The following is a 20,769-nucleotide window of genomic DNA, read 5'->3' on the forward strand; positions in this document are numbered from 1 at the left end:
AAAACGCACATTCGGCACGAATGTCGAATCCACCCCCGAACAGGGGTTTCGCTTCGCGAGGGCGCGTCAGGCGAATAGAACGTTTAAATCAATGCTTGCGGTGCAACGCGGCCCTCCACTAGCGTCCCCGAATTGAAACGTATTAATCGCGTTCCGTGCGGCCTCCGCCGTACGGGAGTTCTCAACGAAGAGGAGTTCGCATGCACGTCTCGCACCCCCGCAAGGGCGACCGCCGCGCCGGTCCCGGCGCCGGTTCCCGCACCCGCTCCGGTGTCGGCTGGAAGCGGTGGATCGCCCCCGCCGCGGCCGTCGGCCTCCTGGTCTCCGCCCTCAGCGCCGGCCCGGCGCTCGCGCAGTCGTCGGCCGGGCAGGCGGCCGCCGACCGGGGCAAGCCGGTTCCCGCCGGCTGTCCCTGGATGGACACCTCCAAGTCCCCGGAGAAGCGCGCGCAGCTGCTGCTCGCCGCCAGCACGCTCGACCAGAAGCTGCGCTGGCTCGACGAGCAGGCGGCGAACAACCCGACGCAGACGACCTTCAACGGCGTCACGTATCCGGCGCAGGTGCCGTGCACGCCGACGGTCGCGTACGCGGACGGCCCCGACTACGTCCGCGGGCCGAACGGTGTCACGATCTTCCCGGCGCAGCTCGCGCTCGCCTCGTCGTGGAGCACTGAGCTCGCGACCGCGAAGGGCAAGGCGCAGGCCGACGAGGCGTTCCGCGCGGGCCGCAACGGCCTCCTGTCGCCGCAGATCACGTCCGCCCGGACGGTGCTGGACGGCCGCATCACCGACTCGTTCGGCGAGGACAGCCTGCTGAGCGGCGACCTGGCCGCCGCGCAGACCACCGGCATCCAGGACGGCAACGCCGACGAGCCGGTGATGTCGGTGCTGAAGCACTACGTCGCCAACGAGCAGGAGCTCGACCGCCAGACCAGCTCCTCCAACCTCGACGGGCGCACCCTGCGCGAGGTGTACGACCTGGCCTTCCAGATCGCCGTCTCGAAGGGCAACCCGGCGGGCGTGATGTGCTCGTACAACCAGGTCAACGGCGTGTACGCGTGCGAGAACCCCATCCTCAACAACCTGCTGAAGGCGGGCGGATGGAGCGGCTACGTCGTCTCCGACTTCGGCTCGGTGCACTCCACCGCGCCGTCGCTCAACGCGGGGCTCGACCAGGAGCTCAACCGGCCGATCTACTACACCCCGGCGAACATCCGCGCCGCGATCGATAATGGCTCGACCAGCATGGCGCAGGTCGATTCCGCCGCCTCGCGCGTGGTCACGGCGTACATCAAGACGGGCCTGTTCGACCACCCGCTGCCGGCGACCCCGGCCGCCTCGGTGACGAACGCCGCCAACCAGAAGGTCGCCGAGCAGATCGCGGAGCAGGGCTCGGTGCTGCTGAAGAACGACGGCGGCATCCTCCCGCTGACCAAGAAGGCCAAGACCGTCGCGGTCATCGGTCCGACGGCGTCGAAGCAGGCGACCAACGGCGTCAGCGCCGCGACCGTCTGCGCGATCAAGAACTTCGGCCCGCCGACCGCCTGCCCGAACGTCGTCGCCCCGCTCGACGCGCTGACCGAGCGTGCGGCGAAGGCCGGAGCGACGGTGGCGTTCGACAACGGCGCCGACCCGGCCGCTGCGGCGGCTGCTGCGGCGAAGGCCGATGTCGCGGTCGTCTTCGGGTACGAGATCCAGGGCGAGGGCGCCGACCGCACCTCCCTCTCGCTCGACGGCAACGGCGACGCGCTGATCGCGGCGGTCGCGGCCGCCAACCCGAACACCGTCGTGGTGCTGGAGACCGGCAGCGCGACCGACATGCCGTGGCTGTCCGCGGTGAAGGGCGTGATCCAGGCCTGGTACCCGGGTGAGCAGGGTGGCACGGCGCTGGCCCGCCTGATCTACGGCGACGCGAACTTCAGCGGCAAGCTGCCGATCACCTTCCCGAAGTCGCTGGCCGACACCCCGACGAACACGCCGGCGCAGTACCCCGGGCTCGTGAACGGCTCGCCGACCCGCCCGGCCGGCGACAAGTCGATCCGTCAGGTCAGCTACAGCGAGGGCCTCGCGGTCGGCTACAAGTGGTACGAGAGCAAGGGCATCGAGCCGCTGTTCCCGTTCGGTCACGGGCTGTCGTACTCGTCGTTCGAGTACAGCAAGCTGCAGCTCGCCCCGGCCGTCATCAACAAGGCGAACAAGTCGCTCAAGGTCTCGTTCACGGTGAAGAACACGAGCTCCACGGCCGGATCGACGACCCCGCAGGTCTACCTCACCCTCCCCGCCTCCACCGGGGAGCCCGGAGACCGGCTCGTCTCGTTCGACACGGTCACGCTGAAGCCCGGCGAGAGCAAGCGGCTCACGGTGACGATCGACCCGAACGCCGTCGACCGCCCGCTGTCGTACTACAGCACCGCCGCCAACGCGTGGGTGACCGACCCCGGCACCTACGGGATCGCGGTCGGCGACTCCTCGAAGGCGTCGCTCTCGGCGACCTTCACGGTCAACCGGTAGCGCGAGTGGAGTGACGAAGCGGGTGCCGGGCGCAGGCTCGGCACCCGCTTCCGCGCGTTCAGACCGGGACGCGCTCCCGGCCGATCGTGCTCTCGCGCACGACGAGGTGCGGCTGCAGCAGCACCCGCCGGTGCACGTGCCCGCCGTGCTCGTCACGCAGCTCGCCGAGCAGGAGGTCGACGGCCGCGCGGCCCATCTCCTCGCCCTGCATCGACACCGAGCTGAGCGGGATGGCGCCGCCCCACGCGGCCGAGTTGTGGTCGCAGCCCATGACCGCGACGTCCTCCGGGACGCTGATGCCCGCGTTGGTGAGCTCGTTGATGATCGCCATGGCGAGGAGGTCGGTGACCGCGAGCACGGCGTCCGGGCGCTCCTGCTCCGGCATGCCCGCGAGCCGGCGACCGGCGTCGGCGCCGCCCGGCGGGTCGAGGTCGACGGTGTCGAGCTCGATCAGCGTCACCGCGCCTCCCGCCTCCTCGACGGCCGCCCGCACGCCCCGCCGCCGGTCGTGCACGGGCTGGTAGTCGTCGTGGGCGGCGACGAAGGCGATGCGCGTGCGGCCGAGGTCGATCAGGTGCTTGGCGGCGATGTAGCCGGCGCGTTCGTTGTCGATCAGCACGCGGCAGGAGTCGGTCAGCTTCGAGTCGAAGTTGACCACGACGACGGGTCGCCCGTGGCGGCGCACGCGCGCGATCTGCTCGTCCGACTCCTGCATGGGCGCCAGGATCACGCCGGAGACCCGGGCGCTGTCGAAGAAGGAGAGGTGCGCGTCCTGCACGGCCAGGTCGTTGTTGGCGCTCGCCAGCTGGAGGGTGAACGCCTGCGACTGCGCCTGCTCCTGCGCGCCGCGGGCGACGTCGACGAAGAGCGAGTTGGTGAGGTCGATGACGACCAGCCCGATCGAGCGCGCGTCGCCGGAGCGCAGCGCGCGAGCGGTCTGGTTGAGCGTGAAGCCGAGCTGCTCGATCGCCTTCTCGACCTTGCTGCGCGTGCTGCCCGCCACCTTCTCGGGGTGGTTGAGAACGTTCGAGACGGTCGCGACCGACACGCCGGCGAGCTCGGCGACGTGGTGCATGTTCGGCGGCCCGGCCGCTCCGCCGCGCGCACCGTTCTTGCGCATCATGTCGATCATCCTAGGGCGAAGGCAGGCGCACGCACGCAGGCCCCGGGTGCTCGCCGCCCTCGGCCACGAGCACCGCTCCCGCGGGCACGTCGACGACCGTGCCGCCCGCGTCCGCGCGAACCACGATGTCACCCTGGGGCGCGGGGATGCGCGCCTCCGCCCACTCCAGCCCGCCCAGCGCCGGTGCGACGGCGAAACGCGCCCACCCGTCGGCGAGTGGCCGCACGCCGAGGATCGCGTCGGGCAGCAGCGCGGCGGGCGACGAGGACCACGCGTGGCAGAGGCTCTTGCCGAAGGGGCGCCCGTACATCTCGTACGGCGAGGCGCCCGGCTCGGCGAACTCCTCCCAGAAGCTGGTCGCCCCGGCGGCGAGCATGCCGCCCCACAGCTCGCGCACGCACTCGACCGCCGTCGCCGGCTCGCCGGCCTCGATGAGCGCGCGCAGCAGGAATCCGGTCATGAAGGGCGTGCCCGCCCGCCGGGTGCCGGTGAGCAGTGCGCGCATGGCCGGGGTCACATCGCCGTCCGCTCCGCCGAGCCTGGCCAGCACCGCCAGGAAGTTCGGGTACGGGGAGGCCGCGGAGGCGCCGTCCGCGTACTCGCGCCAGACCTGCCCCTCGGCGTCCCACGCCGTGCGGTGCAGCGTCGAGCGCACGGTCGCGGCCAGTGCCTCCCATCGCCCGGCACCGGGATGCCCGACCGAGCCGAGCAGGTGCGCCGCCGAGGTGAGCGCCCAGTGCCACAGCACCTGCAGCGCGGTGGCGTCGCGGGCCGGGTCCGCCTCCACGCCCCAGTCGATGAAGACGAGCTTGAGGAAGTCGTCGTCCCCGGGGCGGGGGCGCAGGAGGCCGTCGTCGCCCGCCTGCTCGGCGAGGCCCTCCACGAATGCGTGGAGGTGGTCGGCCTCGCCCGCCAGGTAGGCGCGGGCGTCGAACGCGCTCGCGAAGAAGCCCGTCCCGATCACCCACCAGAGGGAGTAGTCGGAGATGCCGTTCACGAAGCCGTGCCGCGGGCGGCCCAGCGCGGTGAGGCTGGCTGCCACGATGCCGCCGTCGCCGAACGCGTACGCGTTGGCGAGCGTGTTGAGCGCCTGGTCGCCGATCCACGGCATGCGGTCGCGCTTGATGCCGTCGAGCATGAGGCCCTGCATGCACACGCGGAGGGTGTCGGCGCTGACCTGCCAGATCCGCGTCAGCTCGTCGTCGGAGCACGAGAAGGCGCCTGCACGCGGTGTGGGCCGGCGCGACGCCTCGACGATCACGTCCGTGATGGGGTTGTCGCTCTCGACACGCAGGTACCGGAAGCCGAGCCGGTGCGCGGTGGTCCAGCGGCCGTCCGGGAGCCGGACGACGTCGTGCCGCGTCTCCGCCGCCTCCGGGTCGGCCAGCGCCTCCTCGCGCGACTCGCCCGACGAGACGACGGGCTCGGCGATCGACGCGAACACCGGGCGGCCGAGCAGCGGGCCGTCGGCCTCCCACAGGCCGTCCCGCAGGGTGAGCGGCACGGCGACGACCGGCTCGGGCTGTACATGCGGGGGAGCCTCGCCGTGCGCCGCCACGGCGACGGCCGGCTGCCAGTCCTCGCCGGGGAGTCGCACCTCCACCCGCGCCGCGTCGGGCAGCTCGATCGCGGGAGGGACGGCCGCGACCATGAAGGGGTCGCCGCCATCCACCCGGAACTCGGCCGCCGACGCCGGCTGGGCGTGGTTGAGCGCGTAGTCGACGTGGCGGTTGGCCGCGAAGCCGGAGCGGACGAGCTCGTGCAGCATCCCGAGCTCGTACTGCCGGGGCGGGTAGTACCAGGTCACGGGGTGCCGACGGCGAGGGTCTCAGAGTGGAGGGGTGCCGTGGCGGGCTCGGTGAAGCGGTGCCGCCCCGCCCCGACCTGCTCGGTGCGGCCGCTGGGCAGCACGACCTCGGCGGTGGTCGCGGTCGGCACCTCCACGGCCAGGTCGAACACGCCGTCGGCCAGCGTCCAGGCCACGCTCGCGCGGCCGTACGGCGTCTCCAGCTCACGGGAGGCGCGCGTCAGGCCGCCGCCCGGCTGCGGCGCGAACCGCAGCCGCCGGAAGCCGGGCTCCAGCGGCGCGATCCCCGCGACCGTGGTGTGCAGCCAGTCGGCGACCGAGCCGAGGGCGTAGTGGTTGAACGAGGTCATCTCGCCCGGGTTCACCGTGCCGTCGGGCAGGAGGCTGTCCCAGCGCTCCCAGATCGTCGTCCCTCCCGAGAGCACGGTGTAGAGCCACGACGGGCACTCGCGCTCGAGCAGCAGGCGGTAGGCGGCGTCCGTCCGGCCGCCCTTGCTGAGCGCGTCCGCGATGAGCGGCGTGCCCGCGAAGCCGGTGCCGATGCGGTAGCCGTTCTCGGCGACCAGCTCCGCGAGGGCCGCGCCGGCGTGGGCCAGCTCGTCGGCGTCGAACAGGTCGAACGCGATGGCGAGGGCGTACGCAGCCTGCGCGTGGTTGCTCAGCCGGCCGCCGGGAAGCACGTACTCGCGGCGGAAGGCCGCGCGCACCTCCTCGGCCAGGGCGCGGTAGCGCTCGGCGTCCGCGTCGTGGCCCAGCTCGGCCGCGATCAGCGAGAGCACCCGCGTGGAGTGCTCGAAGTACGCGCTGGCGACGAGGTACTTGTCGGTCTCGGCGACGGTCGGGTCCTCGGGCGGCGCGGTGGGGTCCAGCCAGTCGCCCAGCTGCATGCCGGTGTTCCAGAGCCGGGAGGGGCCGGCGAGCCGCTCCAGCAGGTCGACCCACGCCCGCCCGCTGTCGTACTGGTCCGCGAGCACCTGGCGGTCGCCGTAGTGCTGGTAGAGGACCCACGGTGTGAGCACGGCGGCGTCGCCCCAGACCGCGCCGGGCTTGATCGGCGTCCAGAAGTCGCCGCCCGGGATGACCGGCACGTACCAGGGCACGGTGCCGTCGGGCAGCTGCTCGGCCGCGACGTCCTTCAGCCAGGAGGCGAGGAAGCCCGAGACGTCGTACAGCCCGGCCGCGGTCGGCGCGAAGACCTGGATGTCGCCGGTCCAGCCCAGGCGCTCGTCGCGCTGCGGGCAGTCGGTCGGGATGTCGACGAAGTTGCTGCGCATGCTCCACAGCACGTTCTCGTGCAGGCGGTCCACGAGCGGGTCGGAGGAGGAGAAGGTGCCGGTGCGCCGCATGTCCGAGTGGATCGCGACGGCGACGACTTCGAGGTCGCGCGGGTCGCCGCTCCAGCCGGACACCTCGGCGTAGCGGAAGCCGTGGATGGTGAACCGCGGCTCCCAGTCGATCGGGCCGCCGTCGGCGACGTACTCGTCGACCGAGGCTGCGAGCCGGAGGGTGCGCGTGTAGAGCTCGCCGCCCTGCAGCACCTCGGCGTGGCGCAGCGTCAGCTGTTCGCCCGCGACCGAGGAGGAGGCGCGCAGGCGGAGCCGGCCCGCCAGGTTCTGGCCGAAGTCGAGCAGCACGCGGCCGCCATCGAGCGGGGTGGCGCTGACCGGACGCAGCTCGGCCGTGCGGCGCACGGGCGGCCCGTCGGGCGCGACCAGCAGGGAGGTGTCGAACGGCTCGACCGTGACCGGCTCCCACCCTGCGTCGTCGAAGCCGGGGCGGGACCAGCCGGGCAGGTGCTCGGCGGCGATGTGGCGCTCGCCGTCGTAGAGGCCTGAGCGCTCGATGGGGGAGGGATGCGTGCGCCAGGAGGCGTCCGTGACCACGGTGGTGACCGTGCCGTCGGCGCCGGTCAGCTCCAGCTCGGCGAAGAAGGAGGTGCGGTCGCCGTAGAAGCCGCGCGTGCCTCCGTCGAACCCGATGCGGCCGCGGTACCACCCGTCGCCGAGCCAGGCGCCGAGCGCGTTCGCGCCGGGCTGGACGAGGTCGGTGACGTCGTAGGACGCGACGCGGAGGCGGTGCTGGTAAGCGGTCCACCCGGGGGCGAGCACGTCGTCGCCGACGCGGTGACCATTGAGCTCAGCCTCGAAGACGCCGTGCGCGGTCGCGCGCAGCACGGCGCGCACGACATCGGCGGGGGCGTCGAACGCGCGGCGGAGCAGCGCCGGCCGGCCGTCGCGGTCGTCGGGCTGGGCGCCGGGGCCGACCGCCTGCGCGGTCCAGTCGGCGGGGGAGAGGAGGCCGGCCTCCCCGACGGCGGGGACGGACCACTCGGAGACCGTGTCTCCGCCGTGCACGCGGACCCGCACCTCGGCGACCTCGCGCGAGCGCAGCGGCTCGTCGGGCCACGGCACGAAGACGGAGTCGGAGCCGGCGACCTCGAACACGCGGGTCTCGCCCGCGCGGGTCACCTCGACCTCGTAGCCGGTCTGCGTCCAGTCGCGGTCGGTGGCCGCCGTGCGCCAGCTCAGGCGCGGGGCGGCGACGCCGATCCCGAGCGCCGGCCCGCTGTCGCGGCGCTCGAAGCGCGGCTGTTCGACGACGACGGTCATGTACTCCTCCTCGAGTGGAACGGTGCTGCTGCGGCGAGGGTGCGGCCGCGGCGTGCTCGAAGGCTACCCCGATTCGTTAGAACGTTTCAAGCTCGATTCAGCCACGAAGGGCCGCAGAATGATTGCGATGCGCCGGATGTGTTGACACTGCGAGTGACCGTGTGCTTTCATACCCGTTGAAACGTTCTAATCACGTTCGCGACTCCGGACGCGACCCTTTTCAAGGAGGAAAAGTGATCACAGCAACCCGACGGGCGCGGCGGCTCGCCGTCATCGGCGCCGTCCTCACGGCCGGAGCCCTGGCTCTGACCGCGTGCTCGGGAGGCGGCGGCAGCAGCAGCAGCGGTGGCGGCAACTTCACCACGCTCGGCCTGACCAGCAACTCCACCCCCAACGACACCCTCAAGGCGCTCTCGACCGCCGGCTGCCAGGCCGCGCAGAAGGACGCGCCGATCAAGACGGACGCCGACGAGCAGACCCAGCACGACCAGAAGCTGCAGCTCCTCGCGGGCCAGAACGCCCTCCCGAGCATCTTCGTCAGCCCGAACACCCCCGACCTCGCCAAGCAGTTCATCAAGGGCGGCAAGCTGGTCGACATCGGCGCCGAGCTGAAGAAGGACGACCTGCAGGACCAGATCCTCCCGGTCGCCGCCTCCACCATCGAGAAGCTCTACGGCCAGGACAGCGTCTACGCCCTGCCGAACGAGCTGAACATCGAGGGCATCTGGTACAACAAGAAGCTCTTCGCCGACAACGGCATCGAGGTCCCCGGCACCTGGGACGAGCTCACCGCCGCCGCTGAGAAGCTGCAGTCCACGGGCGTCCAGGCGTTCGCCGGCGACGGCAAGGACGGCTGGCCGATCACCCGCTTCGTCGGCGCCTACCTCTTCCGCGACCTCGGCCCCGACGCCCTGCAGGACGTCGCCGACGGCAAGGCCAAGCTGACCGACGCCGACTACGTGAAGGCGGCCGACGAGGTCTCCAAGCTCGGCAAGGCCGGCGCGTTCGGCCAGGGGGTCGCCTCCACCGACTACAACGGTGCGACCAACCAGTTCCTGACCGGCAAGGCGGGCATGTTCTACATGGGCTCGTGGATCCTGTCGAACTTCAACGACGAGTCGCAGAACAAGATCGGCGCCGACAACATCGGGTTCATGCCGTTCCCGGCCGTCGACGGCGGCAAGGGCAGCATCGACCAGACCCCGGCGAACGTCGGCCAGCCGCTCATGATGAGCAAGGCCGCGTACGGCAAGGGCGGCGCCGCCTGGCTCAAGTGCATCGCGGAGGGCTACGGCGACGAGGTGCTCTCGAAGAGCGGCGTGGTCTCGGGCTTCAAGCTGAAGGACACCCCGAGCGACCTCCCGGCCCTGACCCAGACGGTCCAGAAGCAGATCAACGACTCGAAGTCGTCGGTGCTGTGGTTCGAGGCGCTGTTCAACTCGAAGGCGACCACGGTCAGCCAGTCCAACGGCGGCTCGCTGGGCAACGGCTCCCTCTCGGGCGCCGACTTCATGCAGCAGGTCCAGGGCGCCCTCGGCCAGTAATGTGCAACGCGGGGTGCGGCGGCGAGTCCGGCGCACCCCGCGTCTATCAGAAAGCAACCGCACCATGAACTCTGTGCTCGGGAGCCGGCGCACCGCCCTCCTCCTGGTCGGCCCGGCGCTGCTGGTCTACACCGCCATCACGCTCGTCCCGATCTTCTGGTCGTTCGGCTACACCTTCTTCTCGGGCGGGCTCATTTCGGGCTTCACCTTCGCCGGGCTGAAGAACTTCCAGACCTTCTTCACCGACCCGAACGCGTGGAACGCCCTCGGCTTCACGCTGAAGTACGCGATCATCGTCACCATCGGCCAGGTCGCCATCGGCTACCTGCTGGCGCTGCTGTACGTCTTCTTCCTGCGGCGGGCCTCCAGCTTCGTGCGCACCGTCGTGTTCTTCCCCGTCGTGCTGCCGACCGTCGCCGTCTCGCTGCTGTTCCAGCGGATGTTCCAGCTGACCCCGCAGCCCGGCCCCGCGAACGCGGTGCTGCAGGCCTTCGGCGGCACCGGCACCGACTTCCTCGGCCACGCCGACAGCGCCTTCTGGGTGCTGATCATCATGGACATCTGGCGCTCGATGGGCTTCTACGCCGTGCTGCTGTTCGCCGGCCTGGTCGACATCCCCGACGAGATCATCGAGTCGGCGCGCCTCGACGGCGCCGGCGGCTGGTCGCTCGTGCGCCGCATCATCCTGCCGCTGTCGGCCCCGGTGCTGCTCTCGAGCGTGATCTTCTCGATCAACGGCACCTTGAAGGTGTTCGACTCCGTCGTCGCGCTGACGAACGGAGGCCCCGGCAACGCCACGACACCGCTCACCCTGTACATGTTCCAGACCGCGTTCACGTACGGCGACTACGGATACGGCTCCACCATCGCGCTGATGCTGACCATCCTGTGCCTGATCGTCACCGTGTTCATCTTCCGCGGCTCCCGGCGCGACCTCACGAAAGCCTGACCCATGACCGCTGTGACCGACGAGCTCGACCGCGACGTCACCTTCAAGCGCCCGACCGAGGAGCGCAAGGGAGGCGCGGGCCGCTTCCTGCGCAGGCTGCCGATGAACATCGTCATCGTGCTGCTGCTGATCATCGAGATCTACCCGCTGATCTGGATCCTGCTCGGCTCCTTCAAGACCCAGGACGAGTTCCTCAACGACCCGTTCTGGACCCTGCCGAGCAGCTGGGACCTCGCCAACTACGCCAGCGCCTTCACCACCGGCAACCTCGGCCGCTACATCCTCAACAGCGTGCTGACGGTGTTCCCGGCGCTGTTCATCACCCTCGCGATCGGCGTGGCCGCGGCCTTCGCGCTCGAGATCCTGGTGTGGAAGGGCCGCGGCACCATCCTGCTGCTGTTCCTCGCCGGCATCATGGTCCCCGGCCAGATGGTGCTGCTGCCGCTGTTCTCGATCTACTTCAACCTGCAGCTGACCGGGACGCTGTGGCCGCTGATCATCACGTACACGGCGTCGGGCCTCCCGCTCACCGTGTTCATGGTCGCGACCTATTTCCGGGCGGTGCCGCGCGAGATGTTCGAGGCCGCCACCCTCGACGGCGCGGGGGTCTTCCGGCAGTTCTGGTCGATCGGCGTGCCGGTGGTGCGCAACGCGATCTTTACCGTCGGGCTCGTGCAGTTCTTCTTCCTCTGGAACGACCTGCTCATCGCCCTGACGTTCACGAACAGCGAGGACCTGCGCACCATCCAGGTCGGCCTCCTGAACTTCACCGGTCAGTACGGGCAGATCCAGTACGGCCCGCTGTTCGCGGCCATCTGCGTGAGCATCTTCGGCACGCTCCTGCTGTACCTCTTCCTCAACCAGCGGGTGATGAAGGGCCTGGCCGCCGGCTCCGTGAAGGGCTGAACGGGGTCAGGAGGCGCGGGTCGCCGTCGCCTCCGCCTCCTCCAGCTCCTCGCGGGCGGTCTCGCGCGGCGTCAGCTCGACGCGCGGGACCATGCCGGTGAAGCGGACGCGGAGGCCGCGGTACTTCACGAGGTAGAAGACGCCGACCAGCGCCGCGAGGAAGCCGCTCGCCGCCCCGACCCCCATCGCCCAGCGCGGCCCGAACGTGTCGGCGACCCAGCCGACGATCGGGGCGCCGACCGGGGTGCCGCCCATGAAGATGGCCATGTAGATCGCCATGACGCGGCCGCGGAGCACGGGGTCGGTCGTCATCTGCACGGTCCCGTTCGCCGTCGTCATCAACGTCTGCGACGAGACGCCGATCGCGATGAGAGCGAGCGCGAACAGCCAGAAGGTCGGCATCACGGCCGCCAGCGCGCAGCCCGCTCCGAAGAACGCGGCCCCGGCGAACAGCAGGGCGACCCGCGGCCGCTCCCTCCGCGCCGACAACAGGGCGCCGACCACCGAGCCGATCGCCATGATCGACGAGAGCACGCCGTACTCGCCCGCGCCCTGGTGGAAGACGCTGACCGACATGGTCGAGATGAAGATCGGGAAGTTGAGGCCGAACGTCCCGATCAGGAACACCATGATCAGGATCACGACGATGTCGGGGCGGTGCCGCACGTAGCGGAAGCCGTCGACCAGGCTGCCGCGACTGCGCGACGCCCGCTCGTTGCGGTAGAGCTTGTCGCGGCGCAGGGTCATCAGCGAGATCAGCACGGCCGCGAAGGTCGCCGCGTTGATCAGGAACACCCAGCCCGCGCCGACGGCCGCCGTGAGCAGGCCGGCGACCGCGGGGCCGAGGAGGCGTGCGGCGTTGAAGGAGGCGGAGTTCAGCGCGACCGCGTTCGACAGGTTCGGCCCCGCCACCAGCTCCGACACGAACGTCTGCCGGGCGGGCGCGTCGAAGGCCGCCACCGCGCCGAGCAGCAGCGCGAAGACGTACACGTGCCACAGCTGCACGACTCCGGTCACGGTCAGGAGGCCGAGCCCGAGCCCCAGCAGCCCCATCGCGCCCTGCGTCGCCATCAGCAGCTTGCGGCGGTCGAGCCGATCGGCGGCCCAGCCGGTGACGGGGAGGAGCAGCAGCTGCGGCCCGAACTGCAGCGCCATCACGAAGCCGACGGCGGCGGCGTTGTTGTCGGTGAGCTGGGTGAGGACGATCCAGTCCTGCGCCGTGCGCTGCATCCACGTCCCGACGTTGGAGACCAGCGCCCCGGCCGCCCAGATGCGGTAGTTGATCCCCGCGAGGGAGCGGAACATGGCACTCACGAGTCGGCGAGCTCCCGCATGATCGTGGCGGCCTCCGCCAGCGTCGCGCGCTGCTCGGCGGTGAGCGTGCGGAGGCGCTGGTGCAGCCAGGCGTCGCGGCGGCGGCGGGTCTCGCCGACGAGGGCGTGGCCGGCCTCGGTGGGCACGACGACGACCTTGCGCCCGTCGGCGGCGTCGGCGGTGCGGCGGACGTAGCCGGCGGCCTCCAGGTGGTTGACCGTGCGGTTCATCGACGGCGGCTTGACGCGCTCGTGCTCGCTGAGCGTGCCGAGCGTGCCGCCGCCCTCGCGGACGAGGAAGGCGAGGATCGAGGTCTGCGTGTCGCTGAGCTCGTCATCCTCCTTCTCGGCGCGCAGCCGGCGGGAGAGACGGGCCACGGCGATCCGCAGCGCGCTGCTGAGATCGAGGGAGGTGTTCCGTGTCGCCATATAGTTAGCCTAACAAATTAGCTGCGCTAAAGATTCCCCGCCGCGTCGCGAACGTACGCCAGAATGAGCCCGTGCGCGAGTTCCCCACCGACGACGGCGTCCGGATCTTCTTCACCCACCACCCTGCGCCGCAGCCGCGGGCCGCGGTGCAGCTCGCCCACGGGGTGGGGGAGCACGCCGGCCGCTACCTGCCCCTGATCGAGCACCTGGTCGCGAACGGCTTCACGGTCTACGCCGACGACCACCGCGGACACGGCCGCACGGGCATGACCCAGTGGAGCGACGACGCGACGAAGCTCGGGAGGCTGGGGCCGGGCGGGCTGCGCGCGGCCGTCGACGACCTCCACCGCTTCGGGCGGCTGATCCGCGAGGAGAACCCGGACCTCCCGCTCGTCCTCCTCGGGCACAGCTGGGGGTCGCTGATGGGGCAGATGCTCCTCAACCGCTACAGCGACGAGTACGACGCCGCCGTGCTGTCGGGGACCGCCTACCGGATGATCGGCTCGATGAACAGCGGCGACCTCAACAAGCGCTTCGCGCACCTGGGCACGACCGGCGCGGAGTGGCTGAGCCGCGACCCCGCCGTGGCGCAGGCCTTCGTGGACGATCCGCTGACCACGCTCGTGCCGCTGCAGAAGCTCTTCGGGCTGGTGGACGCCGCGCGGCTGCTGGGTCGGCCGGCGCGGAGCCTGGCCCGCGACCTCCCGCTGCTCATCCAGATCGGCTCGGACGACCCGCTGGGCGGCGAGGTGTCGGCGCGGCGGCTGGAGCGCGCCTACCGCGAGCGATCGGGCCTGACGGACGTGACGACCATCGTCTACGCGGGCGCCCGGCACGAGGTCTACAACGAGACGAACCGCGAGGAGGTCTTCGCCGACCTCACCGCCTGGCTCTCGGCGCGCATCCCCGCCCGCACCTAGCCGCCGAGTACGCGCGAATTCGGCCCGAAACCGTCGAGTACGCGGAGAATCTGCGTACTCGACGGTTGCCCGCCGCGCGGACTTAGGGTGGAGGCATGCATGGTGAGTACAAGGTCCCCGGGGGCAAGCTCGTCGTCGTCGATCTGGAGGTGGTCGACGGCCGCATCGCGCAGTTCCGGCTCGCGGGCGACTTCTTCCTCGAACCCGACTCCGCACTGGAGGCCATCGACCGCGCGGTGAACGGACTCCCCGCCGAGTCCGACTCGAAGGCGATCGCCGCCGCCGTCAAGGAGGCCCTGCCCGACGGCGCGATCCTGCTCGGCTTCTCGCCCGAGGCCGTCGCCGTCGCCATCCGCCGCGCGCTCGCGAAGGCGACGAGCTGGCGCGACTACGACTGGCAGATCGTGCACGCGAAGGCCGTCTCGCCGCAGCTGCACCTGGCGCTCGACGAGGTGCTCACCGCCGAGGTCGGCGAGGGGAGGCGCGGCCCGACCCTCCGCATCTGGGAGTGGGAGGAGCCGGCCGTGGTCATCGGCAGCTTCCAGTCGGTCAAGAACGAGGTCGACCCCGAGAACGCCGAGAAGTACGGCGTGCAGGTCGTGCGCCGCATCACCGGCGGCGGCGCGATGTTCATGGAGGCCGGCTCCGTCGTCACGTACTCGATCTACGCTCCGGCCGACCTCGTGCAGGGCATGAGCTTCGCCGACAGCTACGCGTACCTCGACGAGTGGGCGATCATCGCGCTGAAGTCGCTCGGCATCGACGCGGTCTACCAGCCGCTCAACGACATCGCGAGCCCGAGCGGCAAGATCGGCGGCGCCGCGCAGAAGCGCCTCGGCTCGGGCGCCGTGCTGCACCACGTCACCATGAGCTACGACATCGACGGCCAGAAGATGACGGAGGTGCTGCGCATCGGTCGCGAGAAGATCAGCGACAAGGGCATCACCTCCGCCGCCAAGCGCGTCGACCCGCTGCGCAGCCAGACCGGCCTCAGCCGTGCGGAGATCATCGAGCAGATGAAGCTGACCTTCCGCAACCTGTACGGCGCGACCGACGGCGACATCACCGACGCCGAGTACGAGGCCGCCGAGCGCCTCGTCGAGGAGAAGTTCGCGACGGACGCGTGGCTCTACCGCGTCCCGTAACCCCCGGTTCCTCAGCCGCCGAGTACTCAGAAAATCTCACGAAAACCGCCGAGTACGCAGACATTCTGCGTACTCGGCGGTTCGTCGTTTGCGCTGGGCCACGCAACATGCGCGGGGAGACGGGGTTGCGGAGGAGACTGAGAGGTCTGTTAGGTTAGGCGAGGCTTAGTTAGCTGAGCCTTACCTAACTATCGCTCGACCCCACCGAGGAGCGCCATGACCCGGACCCGATCCGCCCGCCGCCTGCTCGCCGTCGCGCTGGCCGGACTGCTCGCCGCCGCCGGCATCGCGGCCGTGCCGACCGCCGCCTTCGCCGCGGCGCCGACGACGACCGTCACGCCGGCGACCGGCCTCGACCCGGCGGGCGCCACGGTCACCGTCGGCGGCACCGGGTTCACCCCGACCGGAGGCGGCGTCTTCGGCGTCTACGTCGGCGTCGGCCCGAAGTCGGCGAAGGACAACGCCGACTGGTTCACCAACGCCGGCTACTACCAGGGCGTGAAGTGGGTCAGCTCGATCGGAGCGGACGGCGCCTTCAGCCAGGCGCTCACCGGCATCACGCAGGTCTTCACCTCCAACGGCCGTCAGGTCGACTGCTCGACCGAGGAGTGCGGCGTCTACACCTTCGCCGCCCACGGGTCGGCGGACCGCACCCAGGACACGTACGCGCCGATCGCGTTCGCGGCGCCGGCCGTCGAGCCCGCCGCCACGCAGCTCACGATCGCGAGCAGCGTCGCCACGGTGAAGGAGGGTGAGGGCGTCACCCTGAGCGCCACCGTCAGCCCCGCCGCGGCCGGCACGGTCACCTTCCTCGACGGAGCCGCTTCGCTCGGCGACGTGCCCGTGAACGGCGCGTTCGCGTCGCTGACGACGACGCTGGCCGCCGGCTCGCACACGATCACCGCCTCCTTCGCTCCGGCCGACCCGGCCGCCTTCGCGCCGTCGACCTCGTCGGCCGTCACCGTGGAGGTCACCGCCGCCCCGCAGCAGCCGGCGACGCCCACGGTCAGCGTCTCTCCCTCCACCGGCATCGACCCCGCCGCGGGAACCGTGACCGTCACCGGCTCGGGCTTCTCGACCGGCGGGCCCGGCTTCTACATCGGCGTCGGCCCGAAGTCGGCCAAGAACAACGCCGACTGGTTCGTGAAGGCGTCGTACTACCAGGGCGTCAAGTGGGCCACCGTCGCGGGCACCTACGGCGCGAAGATCAACGCGGACGGCACCATCTCGATCGCGCTCGCGAACCTCAAGCAGGTGTTCACCTCGGGCGGCGCCACGGTCGACTGCGCCGCCGAGGAGTGCGGCGTCTACACGTTCGCCGCGCACGGCTCGGCCGACCGCTCGCAGGACACCTACACGCCGATCGCATTCGCCGCGGCAGCGCCGCAGCCGGTCACGACCTCCACCACCCTGGCCGCCAGCGCCTCCAGCGTGAAGCAGGGCGACACGGTCACGCTGACCGCGACCGTCGCGCCCGCCGCTGCGGGTGCCGTCGCGTTCTTCGACGGTTCGGCGAAGCTCGCCACCGCTCCGGTCGCCGCGGGCGCGGCCTCCGTCGCGGTCACCTCGCTCGCCGTCGGAACGCACGCGCTCACCGCGACCTTCACGCCGGCCGACGCAACCGCCTTCACCGCCTCCACCTCGGCCGCGGTCAGCGTCGGCGTGGCGACCAAGCCGCAGCCGACCGGTCCGACCATCACCGCGCCCGAGGTCCCCGTGAACGGCGGCACGATCACCGTCACCGGCCGCGGCTTCTCGGCCGCCGCGCCCGGCATCTACCTCGGCGTCGGCCCGGCCGGGCTGCCGGGCTTCTACGCCGGCTCCAGCCAGCTCGTCTCCGGGAACACCATCTGGATCGGTCCGGGCAACGCCGAGGTCCCGACCGGCGAGCAGCGCATGGCGCCGCTCAAGGCCGACGGCACCTTCTCGGTGACGCTGACCATCCCGGCGCCGACCGCGACGGTCCCCGCCTACGCGATCTACACCTCCAAGGCCCACGGTCAGGGCCTCGCCGACAAATCGCAGGACACCGTCACCGCGCTGACCTACGCCAAGCCGGCGCAGCCTCCGGTCGAGGGCGCGACGAAGACCTCCCTCGCCATCGACGTGCAGAAGGTCACCGGAGCCGACGATGCGCTCGACGTCACCGTGACGGTCACGCCGGCCGCCGACGGCACCATCACGCTGTCGGACCGCGGCGCGGTCGTCGCCAGCGGGCTGCGCCTCAAGCCGGACACCTCGGCCCTCACCACGGCCGCGCTCAGCACCGCCGCGACGGCGAAGGCCCTGGCGGCCGGAGGCTCGTCGTCGGTCACCGCACGCCTCACCGGCCTCAGTTCCGGCACGCACTCGTTCACCGCCGCCTTCACCCCGGACGACCCGGCCGCCTTCGCGCCGTCCGCCGCCCCCGCGGTGGAGCAGGCCGTGCAGCCGGCGGCCGTGGTCGCCGACCCGATCCCGCAGGCCTCGCGCGACGAGCCGGCCGCGCCCGTCTGCGTCGCCCGCTCGGTCAGCGGCGCAAGCCTCGCCTGGGGTGTGAAGTCGAGCTTCCGCAGCTACATCAGCGGCGGCATCGCGAACGGCTCGTGGAGCCTGTCCGGCGTCGGATACGACGGCGGCGCGTTCACCTGGAGCGGCGGCACGGGCAGCTTCAACCCGTCTGAGACCCGCGGCCTCGTCCGGTTCCCCGGCAGCGTCTCGTTCACCGGCCACGAGGGCACGCTGAACCTGGTGCTGTCGAACATCGCGGTCCGGATCACGAGCCCCGGCTCCGCCACGCTGATCGCCGACGTGCACTCGACCGACATGGCCGGCACCCCGGCCGACTACGCGAGCGTCGCCTTCGCGAGCATCGCGCTCGACGGCGGCACCTCCGGCTCGGCCTACAGCGCCGAGGGAGCTGCGGCCACGCTGACCGCGGACGGCGCCAAGGCGTTCGCCGGCTTCTACACCGCCGGCGCCGCGCTCGACCCGATCACGCTGCGGCTGCCGCTCGGCGGCGACGTGGAGTGCGACAGCACCACCACCACCGGTCTCGCGTCGACCGGCTCGACCGGGTCGGGCGGGTGGCCGCTGATCGGCGGGCTGCTGCTCCTCAGCGGCGTGGCGGCCGTCGTGGCCGTCCGTCGCCGCGCGGCGCGCACGGCAGCGGACACGATCGCGGAGGCGCGGTGACCCGCACCGATCGGACCCTCGTGGGCGGCGCCGGCAGCGGCGCCGCCCACGGGCGTGCCCGCATTTTGCGGTCTCGCACGCCACGACCCCGCACGAACCGGCCGCGCTCTCGACGTCGCGACGCGCGCCGCGGTGTGCTGTCGCTGACCGCTCTGGCGGCGCTCGCCGCGGTGCTGACGGGCTGCGCGGCCGGTGCGCCCGCGACGCCGACCGGTTCGACGCGCGCGACCGCCTCCCCGTCGTCCTCCGCCCCCGCGGGAGAGGCCCTGCCCGACCCGCGCACCATCACCGGCCCGTCGACCGCCGCCTCCATCGCCGCGATCGAGCCGGTGGAGGCGCACCCGACACCGTCGCTCCCCGTCACCGTCACCGATGCGAGCGGCGCCTCCGTCACCGTGACCGACACCAGCCGCATCCTCGCGCTCGACATCTACGGCACGCTCGCCGAGACCGTGGTCGGCCTGGGGCTGGGCGACCGGCTCGTCGGGCGCGGCGCCTCCAACACCCTCGACGTGATGAAGGGGCTGCCGCTCGTCACGCAGAACGGGCACGAGCTCAACGGGGAGGCGATCCTCGCCCTGCGCCCGACGCTCGTGCTGACCGACACCACGCTCGGGCCGCGCGAGGTGCAGGACCAGCTGCGCGCCTCCGGCGTGCCCGTCGTCTTCTTCGACCCGAAGCGCAGCGTCGCCACGATCGGCGACCAGATCGAGGCGGTCGCGCACGCGGTCGGGCTCGACGCGACCGGTGAGAAGCTCGTCGCCCGCACCGAGGCGGAGCTCGCCGAGGCGAAGGCCGACATCGCGGCGCTCGCGCCGGCTGCCGACGCCGAGAAGCTGCGCGTGGCCTTCCTCTACGTCCGCGGTCGCGCGGGTGTCTTCTTCCTGTTCGGCAAGGGGATGGGCGCCGACGACCTGATCGCCGGCGTCGGCGCGGTCGATGTGGCGACGCAGGCCGGGATCACGGGCGCCAAGCCCGCGAACAGCGAGGCCCTGCTGGCGACGAACCCCGACGTGTTCCTCACGATGACCGACGGCCTGGCGTCAACGGGAGGCGTGGAGGGGCTGCTCGAGCGGCCCGGCGTCGCCGACACGATCGCCGGTCAGCACCGCCGGATCGTCGACATGGCGGACGGGCAGGTGCTGTCGTTCGGCCCCTCCACCCCCGCCGTGCTGCGCTCGCTCGCGGACGCGCTGTACCGGCCGGGAGGGGTGGAGTGACGGGAGCGGCGTCGGCGTCGGCTGCGGGCCGCCCCCCGGCGGTGGCCGCCGTCACCCGTGCCCGCGGCCGCCGCGTCGCGGTCATCGCGGCGCTCGCCGTTCTCATCGTCGCGGTCTCCCTGCTCTCCGCCGCCGTCGGCCAGTTCGCGCTGGGCCCGGCCGAGATCCTCGCCTCCCTCGGCCGGCGGCTCGGCCTCGCGCCGACGACGCCGGACGACCTCTACGCCGATGGCGCGCTGTGGAACGTGCGCTTCCCGAGGATCGTGCTCGGCCTCATCGTCGGAGCCGCGCTCGGTGTCGCGGGCGCGCTGATGCAGGGCGTCTTCGCCAATCCGCTGGCCGAGCCGGCCGTCGTCGGCGTCTCCGCCGGCGCTGCCGTGGGAGCGTGCGCAGCCATCGTCTTCGGCCTCCAGACGTTCGGGGCCGCGACCGTGCCTGCCGCGGCCTTCGTCATGGGCATCGTGACGACCCTCCTGGTCTACGTGCTGTCGCGTGCACAAGGCCGTACGCGGGTCCTCATGCTCGTCCTGACCGGGGTCGCGGTCAATGCGGTGGCCAACGCGGTCATCGCGCTCTTCGTCTTCCTCGCCGACACCGCGAGTCGGGAGCAGATCATGTTCTGGCAGCTGGGCTCGCTCAACGGCGCGAACTGGTCCGCGGTCGCCGTCACGCTCCCGCTGCTGATCGTCGGGGTGATCGGAGCCTCCCTGCTCGCCCGGCGGATGGATGCGCTGGCCCTCGGCGACCGCAGCGCCCGGCATCTCGGCGTGCCGGTGGAACGGGTGCGGCTCCTCGCCATCCTGCTCGTCGCCCTGCTGACCGCGGCAGCGGTGTCGTTCGCGGGCATCATCGCGTTCGTCGGGCTGATCATCCCGCACCTGCTGCGCCTGCTGATCGGACCGGCGCACGCCGCACTGCTCCCCGCCAGCGCGCTCGGGGGAGCGCTGCTGATCGGCGTGGCCGACGTGGTCGCACGCACGGCGGTGCCGTTCGCGGACCTGCCGATCGGGATGTTCACCGCGCTCGTCGGCGGTCCGGTGTTCTTCGTGCTGCTGCGGCGCACGATCGCGACGGGGGAGCGGGCATGAGCGCGGCCTCCCGCCCGCACAGGGGTCCCGAC

The 20,769-nt window shown here is 71.7% G+C and carries 14 protein-coding genes; 9 read left to right on the forward strand and 5 right to left on the reverse strand.

Features of this window, described 5'->3' with window-relative positions:
- Positions 1–200: 200 nt before the first annotated feature.
- On the forward strand, positions 201–2,510 hold the full coding sequence (locus P5G50_RS04610) for a beta-glucosidase (RefSeq protein WP_301210117.1): 2,310 nt from the start codon (positions 201–203) through the stop codon (positions 2,508–2,510).
- 58 nt (positions 2,511–2,568) lie between these two features.
- Here the strand turns inward: P5G50_RS04610 and P5G50_RS04615 are convergent, their stop codons facing one another.
- From P5G50_RS04615 to P5G50_RS04625, 3 genes are read right to left on the reverse strand one after another with little or no spacing between them, the layout of a single operon-like run.
- Positions 2,569–3,633, reverse strand: a complete 1,065-nt coding sequence (locus tag P5G50_RS04615) for a LacI family DNA-binding transcriptional regulator (RefSeq protein ID WP_301210119.1) — start codon at positions 3,631–3,633, stop codon at positions 2,569–2,571.
- A 10-nt stretch (positions 3,634–3,643) separates the two neighbouring features.
- A complete protein-coding gene (locus tag P5G50_RS04620) occupies positions 3,644–5,440 on the reverse strand; it encodes an alpha-L-rhamnosidase-related protein (RefSeq protein WP_301210121.1) in 1,797 nt (598 codons plus the stop codon).
- Positions 5,437–8,049: an alpha-L-rhamnosidase gene (locus P5G50_RS04625; protein ID WP_301210122.1), complete on the reverse strand. Its 2,613-nt coding sequence runs from the start codon at positions 8,047–8,049 to the stop codon at positions 5,437–5,439. The genes P5G50_RS04620 and P5G50_RS04625 overlap by 4 nt, the downstream gene beginning before the upstream one ends.
- A gap of 233 nt (positions 8,050–8,282) precedes the next feature.
- On the opposite strand from P5G50_RS04625, the gene P5G50_RS04630 reads away from it, so the two are divergent.
- The 3 genes from P5G50_RS04630 (at position 8,283) to P5G50_RS04640 (ending at position 11,448) form a co-directional block, all read left to right on the forward strand.
- Positions 8,283–9,593 carry an ABC transporter substrate-binding protein gene (locus P5G50_RS04630; RefSeq protein WP_301210123.1) on the forward strand — a complete coding sequence of 437 codons (1,311 nt, stop codon included), beginning with the start codon at positions 8,283–8,285 and terminating at the stop codon, positions 9,591–9,593.
- A 64-nt stretch (positions 9,594–9,657) separates the two neighbouring features.
- A complete protein-coding gene (locus tag P5G50_RS04635) occupies positions 9,658–10,542 on the forward strand; it encodes a carbohydrate ABC transporter permease (RefSeq protein WP_301210124.1) in 885 nt (294 codons plus the stop codon).
- Positions 10,543–10,545: 3 nt separating this feature from the next.
- Complete coding sequence (locus P5G50_RS04640; RefSeq protein WP_301210125.1) at positions 10,546–11,448, forward strand: carbohydrate ABC transporter permease; 903 nt, start codon at positions 10,546–10,548, stop codon at positions 11,446–11,448.
- Between the two features lie 6 nt (positions 11,449–11,454).
- Here the strand turns inward: P5G50_RS04640 and P5G50_RS04645 are convergent, their stop codons facing one another.
- Together P5G50_RS04645 and P5G50_RS04650 are read right to left on the reverse strand one after the other, a co-directional pair.
- Positions 11,455–12,753, reverse strand: a complete 1,299-nt coding sequence (locus tag P5G50_RS04645; protein ID WP_301210126.1) for an MFS transporter — start codon at positions 12,751–12,753, stop codon at positions 11,455–11,457.
- 5 nt (positions 12,754–12,758) lie between these two features.
- Complete coding sequence (locus P5G50_RS04650) at positions 12,759–13,190, reverse strand: MarR family winged helix-turn-helix transcriptional regulator (protein ID WP_301210128.1); 432 nt, start codon at positions 13,188–13,190, stop codon at positions 12,759–12,761.
- Between the two features lie 71 nt (positions 13,191–13,261).
- On the opposite strand from P5G50_RS04650, the gene P5G50_RS04655 reads away from it, so the two are divergent.
- From P5G50_RS04655 to P5G50_RS04675, 5 genes are all read left to right on the forward strand, one after another.
- A complete protein-coding gene (locus P5G50_RS04655) occupies positions 13,262–14,110 on the forward strand; it encodes an alpha/beta fold hydrolase (RefSeq protein WP_301210130.1) in 849 nt (282 codons plus the stop codon).
- Between the two features lie 95 nt (positions 14,111–14,205).
- Positions 14,206–15,255, forward strand: a complete 1,050-nt coding sequence (lplAB, locus tag P5G50_RS04660; protein ID WP_301210131.1) for a lipoate-protein ligase LplAB — start codon at positions 14,206–14,208, stop codon at positions 15,253–15,255.
- 216 nt (positions 15,256–15,471) lie between these two features.
- Positions 15,472–18,429, forward strand: coding sequence for an HtaA domain-containing protein (locus P5G50_RS04665; protein ID WP_301210132.1), 2,958 nt, complete (start codon positions 15,472–15,474; stop codon positions 18,427–18,429).
- Positions 18,430–18,563: 134 nt separating this feature from the next.
- Entirely contained in the window at positions 18,564–19,649 is a 1,086-nt protein-coding gene (locus P5G50_RS04670; protein WP_301210133.1) for a heme/hemin ABC transporter substrate-binding protein, read from the forward strand.
- Positions 19,646–20,737 carry a FecCD family ABC transporter permease gene (locus P5G50_RS04675; protein WP_301210134.1) on the forward strand — a complete coding sequence of 364 codons (1,092 nt, stop codon included), beginning with the start codon at positions 19,646–19,648 and terminating at the stop codon, positions 20,735–20,737. The genes P5G50_RS04670 and P5G50_RS04675 overlap by 4 nt, the downstream gene beginning before the upstream one ends.
- Positions 20,738–20,769 lie beyond the last annotated feature (32 nt).

The organism is Leifsonia williamsii, from assembly GCF_030433685.1.
GTDB classification, from domain to species: Bacteria; Actinomycetota; Actinomycetes; order Actinomycetales; family Microbacteriaceae; genus Leifsonia; species Leifsonia williamsii.